At 64.6% G+C, this 12,007-nt stretch carries 14 protein-coding genes; 5 read left to right on the top strand and 9 right to left on the bottom strand.

The genetic code is table 11. The annotated features are described in order from the left end of the window. Positions 1 to 10 precede the first annotated feature (10 nt). Together ACQP2D_RS15700 and ACQP2D_RS15705 are read right to left on the bottom strand one after the other, a co-directional pair. Positions 11 to 1,021 (bottom strand): methionine ABC transporter ATP-binding protein, encoded by a 1,011-nt coding sequence (locus ACQP2D_RS15700; protein ID WP_433684423.1) that lies wholly within the window; start codon positions 1,019 to 1,021, stop codon positions 11 to 13. Next, positions 1,018 to 1,893: a MetQ/NlpA family ABC transporter substrate-binding protein gene (locus ACQP2D_RS15705; RefSeq protein WP_433684424.1), complete on the bottom strand. Its 876-nt coding sequence runs from the start codon at positions 1,891 to 1,893 to the stop codon at positions 1,018 to 1,020. The genes ACQP2D_RS15700 and ACQP2D_RS15705 overlap by 4 nt, the downstream gene beginning before the upstream one ends. Before the next feature lie 130 nt (positions 1,894 to 2,023). On the opposite strand from ACQP2D_RS15705, the gene ACQP2D_RS15710 reads away from it, so the two are divergent. Continuing rightward, the gene (locus tag ACQP2D_RS15710) at positions 2,024 to 2,890 is read left to right on the top strand and encodes a MetQ/NlpA family ABC transporter substrate-binding protein (protein WP_433684425.1); all 867 of its coding nucleotides are present in this window, start codon (positions 2,024 to 2,026) and stop codon (positions 2,888 to 2,890) included. A 3-nt stretch (positions 2,891 to 2,893) separates the two neighbouring features. Here the strand turns inward: ACQP2D_RS15710 and ACQP2D_RS15715 are convergent, their stop codons facing one another. From ACQP2D_RS15715 to ACQP2D_RS15725, 3 genes are all read right to left on the bottom strand, one after another. Then, positions 2,894 to 3,421 carry an SRPBCC family protein gene (locus ACQP2D_RS15715; RefSeq protein ID WP_433684426.1) on the bottom strand — a complete coding sequence of 176 codons (528 nt, stop codon included), beginning with the start codon at positions 3,419 to 3,421 and terminating at the stop codon, positions 2,894 to 2,896. Then, positions 3,418 to 3,750, bottom strand: a complete 333-nt coding sequence (locus ACQP2D_RS15720) for an ArsR/SmtB family transcription factor (RefSeq protein WP_433684427.1) — start codon at positions 3,748 to 3,750, stop codon at positions 3,418 to 3,420. The genes ACQP2D_RS15715 and ACQP2D_RS15720 overlap by 4 nt, the downstream gene beginning before the upstream one ends. 65 nt (positions 3,751 to 3,815) lie before the next feature. Next, complete coding sequence (locus ACQP2D_RS15725; protein WP_433684428.1) at positions 3,816 to 4,874, bottom strand: isopenicillin N synthase family dioxygenase; 1,059 nt, start codon at positions 4,872 to 4,874, stop codon at positions 3,816 to 3,818. Between the two features lie 136 nt (positions 4,875 to 5,010). On the opposite strand from ACQP2D_RS15725, the gene ACQP2D_RS15730 reads away from it, so the two are divergent. Further along, entirely contained in the window at positions 5,011 to 5,631 is a 621-nt protein-coding gene (locus ACQP2D_RS15730) for a hypothetical protein (protein ID WP_433684429.1), read from the top strand. 12 nt (positions 5,632 to 5,643) lie between these two features. Here ACQP2D_RS15730 and ACQP2D_RS15735 read toward each other — a convergent pair whose 3' ends face one another. Next, positions 5,644 to 6,423 (bottom strand): helix-turn-helix domain-containing protein, encoded by a 780-nt coding sequence (locus ACQP2D_RS15735; protein WP_433684430.1) that lies wholly within the window; start codon positions 6,421 to 6,423, stop codon positions 5,644 to 5,646. Between the two features lie 87 nt (positions 6,424 to 6,510). Between ACQP2D_RS15735 and ACQP2D_RS15740 the strand changes: the two genes are divergently transcribed. Further along, the gene (locus tag ACQP2D_RS15740) at positions 6,511 to 6,888 is read left to right on the top strand and encodes a nuclear transport factor 2 family protein (RefSeq protein ID WP_433684431.1); all 378 of its coding nucleotides are present in this window, start codon (positions 6,511 to 6,513) and stop codon (positions 6,886 to 6,888) included. A gap of 108 nt (positions 6,889 to 6,996) precedes the next feature. Then, positions 6,997 to 7,878 carry an SDR family oxidoreductase gene (locus ACQP2D_RS15745; RefSeq protein WP_433684432.1) on the top strand — a complete coding sequence of 294 codons (882 nt, stop codon included), beginning with the start codon at positions 6,997 to 6,999 and terminating at the stop codon, positions 7,876 to 7,878. 3 nt (positions 7,879 to 7,881) lie between these two features. Here the strand turns inward: ACQP2D_RS15745 and ACQP2D_RS15750 are convergent, their stop codons facing one another. The 3 genes from ACQP2D_RS15750 to ACQP2D_RS15760 are packed head-to-tail and all read right to left on the bottom strand — an operon-like array spanning position 7,882 to position 10,513. Next, on the bottom strand, positions 7,882 to 8,439 hold the full coding sequence (locus ACQP2D_RS15750; protein WP_433684433.1) for a GNAT family N-acetyltransferase: 558 nt from the start codon (positions 8,437 to 8,439) through the stop codon (positions 7,882 to 7,884). 35 nt (positions 8,440 to 8,474) lie between these two features. Then, complete coding sequence (locus tag ACQP2D_RS15755; RefSeq protein WP_433684434.1) at positions 8,475 to 9,410, bottom strand: Ku protein; 936 nt, start codon at positions 9,408 to 9,410, stop codon at positions 8,475 to 8,477. Next, positions 9,410 to 10,513 carry a lycopene cyclase family protein gene (locus ACQP2D_RS15760; RefSeq protein ID WP_433684435.1) on the bottom strand — a complete coding sequence of 368 codons (1,104 nt, stop codon included), beginning with the start codon at positions 10,511 to 10,513 and terminating at the stop codon, positions 9,410 to 9,412. Before ACQP2D_RS15760 ends, ACQP2D_RS15755 begins: the two co-directional genes overlap by 1 nt. Positions 10,514 to 10,968: 455 nt before the next feature. On the opposite strand from ACQP2D_RS15760, the gene ACQP2D_RS15765 reads away from it, so the two are divergent. Beyond that, positions 10,969 to 12,006 carry a 3-oxoacyl-ACP synthase III family protein gene (locus ACQP2D_RS15765; RefSeq protein WP_433684436.1) on the top strand — a complete coding sequence of 346 codons (1,038 nt, stop codon included), beginning with the start codon at positions 10,969 to 10,971 and terminating at the stop codon, positions 12,004 to 12,006. Position 12,007 lies beyond the last annotated feature (1 nt).

The following is a 12,007-nucleotide window of genomic DNA, read 5'->3' on the forward strand; positions in this document are numbered from 1 at the left end:
CGTGCAGGCACTAGCGGCGATCGAGTGCGTCGATCACCTTGTCCACGTCGTCATCCGAACCGTGCAGGGCCAGCGTCACACTGCCGAATGTCCTGTCCTGCAACGTGCTCACCCCGCCGTACACCACCTCGAACTCGACACCCGCGTGCGCGGCGGTGGCCAGCGCCGCGCCGATCCCGCGCCGGTCATCGATATCCACCGTGACCAACCGGCCACCGTGCAGCTCGCCGAGTCGCCGCAATTCCTCGGCGTCGGGCCGATTGTGCAGCACGGTCTCCACGAACGACTGTGTCGGCGGCGCCTGCGGACTCGCGAAAACCTCGAAGGTGCTGGCGAGTTCGACGATCTTTCCCTCCGCGAGGACCGCGACCCGATCGGCCACCGCGCGGATGACATCCATTTCGTGGGTGATCACCACGATGGTGACGCCGAGTTCGCGATTGATCTTCTTCAGCAGCCGCAGCACCTCACCGGTGGTCTCCGGATCCAGTGCCGAGGTCGATTCGTCCGCGAGCAGCAGCGACGGTGAGGTCGCCAGCGCCCGCGCAATGCCGACCCGCTGCTTCTGACCGCCCGAGAGCTGATCGGGATAGCTGCGGGCCTTATCGGCGAGCCCGACGAACTCCAGCAGCTCCTTGACCCGCGCCTTGCGTTCGGCGCGCTTCCAACCCGCCACCTTCAGCGGATATTCGATATTGCCCGCGGCCGTGCGCGATCGGAACAGGTTGAACTGCTGGAACACCATGCCGATATCCCGGCGGATGCGTCGCACCTCGGCCTCCCGCACGCCCGTAACGGGTGTGCCGGAGACCTCGACGGTGCCGGTGGTCGGTCTCTCCAACGCGTTGATCAGTCGGACCAGGGTGCTCTTGCCCGCGCCCGAATAGCCGATCACACCGAAGATCTCGCCCTGTTCGATGCGCAGGTCGATGGCGTCCAGCGCGATATGCCTATCCGCGCCCTTGCCGAAAACCTTGGTGACCGAACGGAATTCGACCGCGGGAACCGATGTGTGGCTCACTTGCCATCTTTGATCGTCTGCTGCACCCTGGCCAGAATCTGCTCCAGCTCGGGACCGGTGCGCTTTACCTCGACCGCGGTGTTCTTGGTGACCTGGGCATGCGCCTGCTGCACATCGGGGTCGTGCCAGAGTTGGGCCACCTTCTGGTAGAGCTCATTGTTCTTGTCCTCGGCCCTGGACACCACGACATTGATATACGGTTCGGCCGCCGGATTCTTCGGATCATCCTTGTAGAGCGCCGAATTGGGGTCGATGCCGGAACGGTCGAGGAAGGTGTTGTTGATGATCGACCCGTCGACCGAGGCGAGCGAGAGCGCGGTCTGCGCCGCGTCGACCGGGGTCACCTTGACCTTGGACGCGCCCTTATCGATATCGGCGGGTGTCGGCGCCTTGCTGTCACCGGAAAGCTTCAGCAAACCGGCAGCCTGTAGGACGAACAGCGCCCGGGCCTGGTTGGTCGGATCGTTCGGGATCGCGATCTCGGCGCCCTGCGGCAGGTCCGCGAGCGACTTGTGCCTCTTGGAGTAGAGCCCGAGCGGCACGATGTAGGTCGAGGCGATGGGGGTCAGGGTGTCGTTATTGGCGACGTTGTAGGCGCCGAGGAACTGCAGATGCTGGAACAGATTCAGATCGATCTGCCGTTGCGACAGAGCGAGATTCGGCTGCTTGTAGTCGGAGAAGTTGGTGATCCGCAGGGTGATGCCCTGCGCTTTCGCCTTCTCCTCGAAGACGTCCCAGGCATGGTCCTTGTCGGTGGTGCCGATGCGCACTACGTTGTCGGAGGAAGCCTTATCGTCGCTGCCGCACGCCGTCAGGGTGAGGGCCGCGGTGGCTACCAGGACCGGGATCGCCAGTACCCGATGGAATTTCACTCGTGCTCCCGAAATGCTTGTCGATATGAACCCGGTAATCCAAGCGATGTCCCCGGCTGTCGGACAACGGTTTCGATTGAGCTGAGCGAAACTCTGGCAACTAATTGGACGAACGTCTAGGTTGCCTGCAATGCGATGGCTGCGCCGTGTTCTGGTGATTCCCCTGCTTCTTGCCGTGACCGCTGGCGGGGTCGCGTGTGGCCGGGAGCACCACGACGACGTGGTGCGCATCGGCGTGAACGATATCTCGCTGCCGCATTGGGACGTCTATCGGAAGAAGGCCGCCGAACAGGGCATTGCCGTCGAGTTCGTCAATTTCACCGACTACAACCAGCCGAATCCGGCACTGGCACAGCGCCGGATCGACCTCAACAAGTTCCAGCACGTGCGGTACCTGGCCAATTACAACGTCCGCAATAACGACACCCTGGTGCCGATCGGTGCGACCGAGATCTTCCCGCTGACCCTGTACTCGCGTAAGCACAAGTCGGTGGCGGAGATCCCCAAGGGCGGACAGATCACGTTGAGCAACAATCCGGCCAATCAGGTCCGACCGCTGCTCGGCCTGGCCGCCGCCGGGTTGATCGTGCTGAAGGGCGGCGCGAGCTGGGATTCGAAGATCGAGGATGTGGACACCGACGCCTCGAAGGTGAGCCTGAAGACCATCGATCCCACGCTGACCGCGCAGTCGCTGGAGAGCGTCGATGCCGCGTTCGTCGACGACACCTTCGCGCGTCCGGCCGGTCTCACCAAGAACGAGACCATCTTCACCGACGATCCCGAGCGCCCGGAGTTGAAGCAATACATCAATGTCTTCGCCGCCCGAGCCGAAGACAAGGACAATCCGAAACTGCTGGCGCTGGCCAACCTCTACCACGATCCGGAGGTCGAGGCGGTGGTGCGCGCCGAATCCGGATATCGGGGCATCTTCAAGACCAACGATCCATCGGATCTACAGGCCACGCTGGCCGAGTTGCAGACCAAGTTCCGCAAGTAGCGATCACTCCGGAATGCGTTCGGCGTATTCGGTGGCGAGCCGTGTGAATTTGGGCCAGAACGGTTCCGGCGTGCGGTTCGCCAGCCGTGCGGCGAGCAGATCGAGGTGGCTGTGCCAGCCGCCGGAGACATTCAGCACCCGGGAGCGGTCGGGGAGTTTGCGATGGGTGAGCTCGAGGCGGACCTCGTCCTCGACGCTGGTCAACTCGAAGGTCACTTCGGAACCGTCGGACCAGGTGAAGGTGAGCAGCTTCGGCGGATCGCAGGCGAGGATCACACCGGGCTCGCGGTGCTCTCCGGCATACTCCGCGGGTGCCGGATCGTCGGCACCGGTGAGTTCGGAATTGCGGAATACCAATTCGACAGCACCGCCCTCATGCAGCTGCATATCGCCTGCGGCCAGCCAGGTTCGGCGCAACTCGGCATCGGTGATGTAGCGCCATACCCGTTCGATCGGCCCGGGCAGCAGCCGCTCCAGCCGCACCGTTCCCGGTTCCACCAGCGTCCCGTAATCGCCGTCGCGCATCGTCATGATTCGTCCTCCCGTCGCAGGATTTCTTCGAGTCGATCCAGTCGTTCGGTCCAGAAGCGCTCGTAGAAGCGCATCCACTCGACGCCACCGCGAATCGGCCGCGCGTCGAGGCGGCATACATGAACCCGCCCACGCACCATGCGCTCGACCAGCCCGGCCCGCTCCAGCACCTGGATATGCTTGGACGCCCCCGCCAACGACATCGCATACGGCTCGGCCAATTCGCCGACACTGTGCTCACCATCGGCCAGTTGCCGCAGCATCGCGCGCCGCGTGGGGTGGGACAGCGCATGGAACAACGTATCCAGCTCGGCTTCATCCTCAACCACATGGTGAGTCTGCCCGCACAGTACCCGACAGTCAACCGATTGGTTGAATAAGTTGGCAATTCGACCTATCGCTCGACCGGGGCGGTATCGCCGGAGGTTGCCGCGAGGACGCGCGCGGCCTCTCTGGTGGCGGTCGTATTCGGTTGCAGTGCGCGGGAACCCCCGAGTTTTGCGCGCAGGTGTTCGGCGATGGTAATCGGCTCGTACCTACTGCCCGCGCCGATGCAGGATGGCAGGGTTTCGATGCGGGCGTCGGGGTTGCCATCGTGGAAGAACGCCGCACTGCGGCGTCGCTGAATGGTGCCATTGGTGATGGGCGGCATGACGCGGTGCAGGGTGGACAGCCAGCGTTCATTGGTCCAGCGCGCCATCAGGTCGCCGAGGTTGACCAGGAGGGCGTCGTCGGCGGGTTGCACATCGTGCCAGCGGGTGTCCGCGCCGAGAACCTGCAGCCCGGGGGCCTGATCGGCCCAGAGGACGGTGACAATGCCGTAATCGGTGTGTTCGCCCATGCCGGTGAGTTCGCCGTCGAGATCGATGGCGCCCGGCGGCAGTGCGTAGTTGTTCATCCGCAGGACGTCGAGGGAGTGGTCGGTGAACCGGGTGAAATAGCCGGGCGGCAGTTCGAGGGCGTCCGCAAAGGCGGTGGTGAGGGTTCTGGCGATGCGGGCGGCGTGCGCGAAGTAGGCCTCCACCGGTGCACGGAAGCCGGGAACCTGTGTCGGCCAGAGGTTTTCGGCGTAGTCGTCCGCCGAAAACTCGACGTGCGGGTAAGCGGCCGCGGAAATGCCGACATTGAAGGCCTCGAAGAAGTCGTTCATGCGAGTCGCGGATTCGACGCCGAGGCTGAGGCTGAGGCTTTCGCTATGGGGTGGGGAGTAGCCGCGGTTGATCTCGTGCGGGGTGCGGTAGTCCCGCTTCGTCGCCGGATCGAGGTCGAAGAACGAGTCGACGGCAGCCGCGAAGTCGTCGAGCACCTGCCGTGGGATCGCGTGACCGGTGATCTGCAGGAAGCCGACGGTGCTCGCCGCCGCATCGATCGCACGGGCCACCGGTCGGCGCTCGGTTTCGGAACCGCCGTCGACGTAGGGCGAAATATCGATGACGGGCACATGGAATTCCATCGCTGGTCCTCCCTCTTCGACATCTCGATAGTAAGCGCTGCTTGCCCGGGTGCCGCTGGTCAGCGCACGAGAAATGACATCGGGGCATATCCGGCGGGGTATGGCGCGCGCGGCCCGTGGCGGCCATGATGCTGGAGTGGACGACACTACGTATCGGGACACCCGGCTCGCCCTGCACGCGGCGGGGGAGTTGTTGATCGCCGGACCGCAGTTTCGGCGGTTCGGGACCATCCGCATGCGCGTCGTCCACGGTGGCTTCGGCGGCGCGCACTGGCCGGTATCGGTGATCGGCGCCGATCTGGTGTGGCCGGAGGGGCGCACGCCGCTGGCCGGGACCTACGACAAGGTGGCGGCCAGCGCGGGATTCGAGGCGCAGGCCCCCGAGGGGGTTTACGTCGATACCACCGGAACCGATCCCGGCGATGCGATCCGGGTCGATCCGCAGGCGGCGACGCAGATCGCGGACTGGTTCGCGCTCGGCGATGCCGCGTTGCGCTGTGCGGCCCCCGATGTCATTCCGGTGCTCTGGCCGGAGCATTTCGACCTGTCCAGCACAGTGCACGAAGTGAATTACGGTGTATCGCCAGGTGATTCCGCACATCCTGGGCCATACGCCTATGTCGGCCCGTGGACACCCCGCACTGGCGATTTCTGGAATACCTCCTTCGGTGCACTGCGCCCCCGCGAGCAGGTCGACACGGTCGCGAGCCTGCTCGACTTCTTCGCGGAGGGGAAGGCCCGGGCCTCGGAGGGGTGAACCCCGCAGCCGCTACCTGGCGAGCGAGTGCAGGTAGGCGGTGGTGATGGGGTCGGCCGGAAAGTAGGACTCGATCGCGATCTCGTCGAGCGTCACATCGAAGGCCGCGCCGAACCGCATGATCGTATTGAACAGCGATAGCTCCGTACCGCGATGGCGGATGTGGAGGGGCAGTGCGATATCCGCGGGATCGATCCGCGGGGGACCGTCATCGGGTGCGAAAGCACTCAATTCCCCATGCAGCGCGGCCAATTCGGGATCCCCGGTCTGTGCCGCCTGCCTCGCGAGGCGCGGCAGCAGGAACCCGCGCACCTGATCGATATTGCGCACACGCGGCGCGAAACCCTTGGGGTGCAGCCCTACTCGCATCATATTGATGGGTGGTTCGAGCAGCGCCGGATCGACCTCATCGAAGAACATCTCGGTCGCCGCGTTGGCGAACAACAGATTCCAGCGGCTGTCGATGGCCAATGCCGGGAACGGCTCATGTGCCCGCAGTACCCGCTGCACCGCGGCCCGTGCCTCGGCCAGATCCGGATCGTCCAGCGTCCGGTGTCGGTAGGTCGGTGCGTGCCCGGCCGCCACCAGCAGCCGGTTGCGTTCCCGTAGCGGAATGTTCAGGTGCTCGGCGAATCGCTCGATCATCGCCGGACTCGGCACGGTCCGCCCCGTTTCGACAAAACTGATATGCCGCGTGGAAATTCCGGATTGCGCCGACAGCTCGAGCTGACTGATCCTGCGCCGAGTCCGCCACTCACGTAACAGCACACCCGCGTGCCGATCTCGGTCCACGCACACCAGTATCACCGCGTCGCCGCGCCGCGCCATTACATGCCTGGTAATCGACAGGCTTACCTTCCTGCTGGGACGGTTACCCGCATGACGAACAATCTGGCAATCCGCAATAGGGAACTCCTGCTGCGCAGCCTCGCCGAGTTCACCGACGGCAATATCGAGGTGCTGCGAAACCTGTTGCACGAGAACTTCATCGAACACAGTCCTGGGAACCCGTCCGGCCGTGACGCCTTCATCGAATTCACCGCGAATTCGCCGGTGGCCAAGGCTCGACTGGAGATCAAACGGGTTATCACCGACGACGACTATGCCGTCGTGCACTACCACATGATGCCGCCCGACGACGCGCGCGGCATCGCGGTGGTGGATATCTGGCGACTGGTCGACGGCGTGATCACCGAACACTGGGATGTCGTACAACCGGTACCCGACGACGATCAGATCCCGCACGGAATGTTCTGATCCGGCCAGACAGTGTGCCAAAGTGGTGACACCGGAGCGCCCGGCCAGGCTGCATGTGGTTGCTGAATCATTACTGAAACGCGGCCAAGGGGTTTAGGCTCTAGGATCATGACCGCCTTCACCGGCAAGGTCGTACTCATTACCGGCGGCGCACGCGGCATCGGCGCAGAGGTCGCCCGGCGGTTGCGCGCGCGCGGCGCGCACCTGGTGCTCATCGATATCGACCAGCCCCCGCTGCGGGAGCTCGCGGCGGAACTGGGCGGCGACGACCACGTCGTCGCCGTCTCCGCCGACGTGCGCGACCTCGGCGCGATGGAGGCCGCGGTCGCGCGAGGGATCGAGCGATTCGGCGGCATCGACATCGTCGTGGCCAATGCGGGCATCGCCAGCTACGGGTCGGTCCTAGGGGTGGATCCAGCTGCCTTCCGGCGGGTGATCGAGGTCAACCTCCTCGGGTGTTTCCACACCGTCCGCGCCGCCCTGCCATCGGTCATCGAGCGGCGCGGGTACGTGCTCATCGTCTCCTCCCTTGCGGCCTATATGGCGATGCCGGGGATGGTGGCCTACGACGCTTCCAAGGCCGGGGTCGAGCACTTCGCGAACGCGTTGCGGCTCGAGGTCGCGCACCGCGGCGTCGATGTCGGGTCCGCGCACATGTCGTGGATCGACACCCCGCTCGTGCGGGAAGGTTTCGCGGACCTGCCCGCGGTCACCCGGGCGCTCGCCGAGTTGCCGAACCCGCTCCGCAAGACGACCTCGGTGCACGAGTGCGCCGCCAGGTTCGAGCGGGGAATCGCGCGGCGCGCCAGGCGGATCAACGTGCCCGCCTGGGTCGGCGTGCTGCGCTGGCTGAAGCCGCTGCTGCAGACGCCGTTCGCCGAGCGTGAAGGTGGTAGAACCACCCCGACGATGCTGCCGGAAATCGATGCCGAGGTGACCAGGCTCGGTCGTTCGCTCAGCGCCAGGACGCAGGCGCTCGGCGAAGACTAGGGTTCAGCGGGCGACGCGTCCCTCACCGGCCAGTCGGCCGTGGCGGATCAGCGCCCGCTTGGCCCCCGGCGGCATCGCGGGCAGGGCCTCGTCAGCGGAATCCGGTTCGGGCTCATCCGGATTCGGTCGGACGAATAGCGTCACGGTTGCCGCTGGCCGGAATCCGTTGCGTGTCATGAGCGTCGCGGAGGCGGTATTGCGCTGCTCGACATCGGTGACGATGCGTCGCGCGCCACGTGCGAACAGCGCCTCGGAGCAGATGTCGACGAGGCGGCGGGCGATACCGAGACCCTGCATATCGGGTGCGATGGCGATCCATTCGAGATAGGCCCAGTCGTCACGATGTTCGAATTCCATCGAGCCGAGGACGAATCCGACCACCCGATCGGAGTCGAGAGCGACCCAGCAGGCGTTATCCGGGCTGTCCAGATGCTCGGCAACCGATGTCAGCGACCACGAGGTGTACGGCTTGACGGTGGTGTCGAATACCTCGTGTCCCAGATCCAGCACCTGGCGCAGATGGCCGAGGCCCATCGGGACGATCGCTATGGCGGGGTCCATGCCGCCCAGTTTGCCAGGGGTGTGCGGGTGACCGGTTATGCGCCCTTGCGGGCGGCGGTCTTCTTCGCGGTCTTCTTGGCCGGCTTGGTGGCGGTCTTCTTCGCAGCCGCCTTGGTGGCCTTCTTCGCCGGTGCCGCCTTGGCCTTCGGCTTCGCGGCCGCGCTCGCGGAGCCTTCCGCGGCCCGCCGCCCGCTGGCCTCCAGGCTGCGCTGCAATGCCGCCACCAGGTCGACGACCTCGGCATCCATCCCGGCGGGCACGGCCTCGGGCTGGCTGACGATCTTTCCGGTACCGCTGGCGATCGCGTCGTCGAGCACCTTCTTGAGCTCGATCTGGTATTCGTCGGTGTACTGGTCGGGATCGAAATCGTCGGACATGGTCTCGACGAGCGTCTCGGCCATCTTGATCTCCTGCGGCTTCGGCTCGGCGACGCCGTCGAGGGATTCGAAGTCGACCGCGCGGACCTCGTCGGGCCACAGCAGCGTCTGCAACACCAGCACACCGTCGCGCACGCGCAGCGCGGAGAGCCGGGTCTTCTGCCGAAGGGTGAAGTGCACGAGGGCGGTCCGGTCGATGCGTTCCAGCGTGGTCGCCAGCAGCACGTAGGCCTTGGGGGTATTCGAATCGGGCTCCAGGTAGTAGCTCTTCTCGAACAGGATCGGATCGATCTGGTCGGAGGGCACGAACTGCAGCACCGGAATCTCGTGCTTTTCCGCTGCGGGCAGTTTGCCGAAGTCCTCGTCGGTCAGGATGACTTTGTCACCCTCGGGGGATTCGTAGGCCTTGTCGATATCGGCATACTGCACGGACTTGCCGCAGACCGTGCAGACCCGGTCGTACTTGATCCGTCCGCCGTCCTTGGCATGCACTTGGTGGAACCGGATATCGTGGTCCTCGGTGGCGGTGTACACCTTGACAGGGACGTTTACCAGCCCGAATGCGATCGAGCCCTTCCAGATAGCTCGTGCCATCACTCCATCATGGACGAACCCATTCGCATGCGCGAGCGAATCGGTATCCCGAGTGTCGTGGTCGCGACGCGCTGACGCAGGGGAGTCGGCAGGGCGGCGAAGAGGGTGCGCATAGCGGCGACAGTGCCGCCGAAGTCGGTGCGGTCCGATAGATACGCTCGTTGTAATTCCGGCGGAATCGTGAAGAAGGCATCGAAGAAGACCGGTATATCGGCGGGCGGCAGTGCGAGCAGCACCCGCAGACCGGCGGTCCGCAGCGTATGTACGGCACGCGCCCGTATCGGCCATGCCGTGGCTCCGAGCGCGACCATATCGGCCGCGGCGAGTGCGGCGGTGACGCTGTAACCCGTTGCGGGATGGGTGAAGCCACCCGCCGCACCGAAGGCGCGTCGCCCGGGCCGCCCGCCCTGCACCGGGAATCGCACGCGCTCGATCGGTTCGGTCCCGGTGAGTTCGATGCCGCGTGCCCGCAACCGGTGGTGCAGCCGGTCGCGCAGGACCGCGGTGCCGAGGGCGGGACGCCCGGCGAGGCAGGTCTCCTCCAGTAGCATGGTTCGCGCACCCAACGGTACCGCGTACAGAAATGACGGGGGCGCACCGGGTTCCGCGCCGTTGTCCGGGCGCCAGTCCATGAACAGCGACTCGATCTCAGTATCCCGTTGGACGACAACGCCGTACGCGGTTTGCTCGGCCAGCGCGGGAGAGCGGGCAATTCCTCGTGCGTCGATAACACGATTCGCGGTATATATTGTGCCCGAAGCCAAAGTTACTGTGTTGTGCCGAATTTCGACAACGCGATCCGCCGATATGTGGGCGCCGTCGAGATTCAGTGAATCTCGCAGCTGGTCGGAATCGAAGACGACATAGGTCCGGTCGAGTCGGTGTATCCGGGTGCCCCAGGCTGCGGGGCGATCGACGGTGGCGGCGACGACCTGTGGATCCAGCCATCGCGGCAACTCGTCGTACCACCCCGCATACGTTGCTGACCAGCGGCGATGCGGAAGCGGATCGACTGCGGTGACCGACATTCCGTGTGCGAGGCAGCGGTGCGCGAGCGCGCGACCGGCGGGGCCGAGGCCGCACACGATGATGTCGGCGGTCATCGCGCGGCCGCGTCGGAATGCGGATGCCGGTGTGGCACAGCGAGTTCGGCGGTATGCAGGGCGGATCCTCCGTTCGCGGATCGATTCGTCGGTCGTGCGGAGCCTACTGCGCGGCGGATCGAGCGCCGTTGCGTGGTGATAGTTCACAGATATCGACGGTGACATTTTTCATAATGCGATCATGTCGAATCTGGATTTTCCAGCACCGATGTGACCCGCGAGTAGCTCGGCGTCGCAATCGGACTGGTCACTTTGTGCCGTGCGTCGTATGCTCGGCGTTGTCGGATGGATTGCCCAGGGTTGGGCAATCCGGACGTGATTGCCGAAATCAGTGTGGATTTCGTCGCTCGCTGTTCCCCAATTCTGTGGAACGGAATTCCCGCACCCCTGCCCGAGGCCATTGTCGTGCCATTGGGCAGTTCGTGCTGCCTGTCTCTGTCGAAAGGACCGCTACGGTGAATTCTTCCCGATTACGCGCCCTTGGAGCCGCCCTTCCGGCCGGCGAATACACTACCTCCGAAGTACTCGGTCGGATGACGAGCGGCGGCGAGTTCGACGTCGAGCGAATTACCGGCATCACGCACCGCTATATGGTGGATCGCACCGTCGAGGACACGCTGACCCTGGGTGCGAGAGCCGCGCTGGACGCACTGGCCAAATCCGGCCTGGACGCCGCCGACCTGGACATCATCATCTGCGGCGGCACCACGGTGCACGAAGGCTTCCATATGGTCTTCGAACCATCGGCATCGCAGGAGATCGCCCGGCGCATCGGTGCGGTCAATGCCTCCGGTTATGACGTGGCGAATGCCTGCGGCGGCACCATGACCGGAATCTATCTGCTCGACAACATGATTCGTGCCGGTGTCGTGCGCAACGGCATGGTGGTGACGCCCGAAGTGATCTCGCCGGTGACCGAGGGCGCGCTCGCCGAGGCGATCGATGTGCGCGATCGGCAGTTCGCCGCACTCACCCTCGCGGACGCGGCGGTGGCGGTCATTCTCGACCCGGCGGTCGACGAAGACGATGTGCTGCACTATGTCGATCTGACCACCTGCGCCGAGTACTCGCCGCTATGTATCGCCAAACCGAGCGATGCCAGCGAGAACATGATCATGTTGACCGACAATCTCACCATGCAGGCCGCGCCGCGCCGTGAAACCTGGGCGAAATTCCACAGCGATATTCTCGCAAAACGCGGCACCACATTCGCCGACGAGAAGTTCGACTTCATCGTGTTCCATCAGCTCGGTGTCGGATTCACCGAGAAGCTCGCCGAGTCCGGCAGCAAGATTCACGGCACCGAGATGCCGCCGCGCCTGGCGACCGTCGAGAAATACGGCAACACCGGGGCAAGTACGCATTTCTTGGTACTGCACGACTACATTTCCCGTGGCGAGATCCCGAAGGGCGCGAAGATATGTTTCGTACCGACCGCGTCGGGAATGGTCTTCGGCGTCTTGTCGGCAACTATCAGTGCATTGGTGGGATGAA

Source organism: Nocardia sp. CA-119907 (genome assembly GCF_050955995.1).
Lineage (GTDB): Bacteria > Actinomycetota > Actinomycetes > Mycobacteriales > Mycobacteriaceae > Nocardia.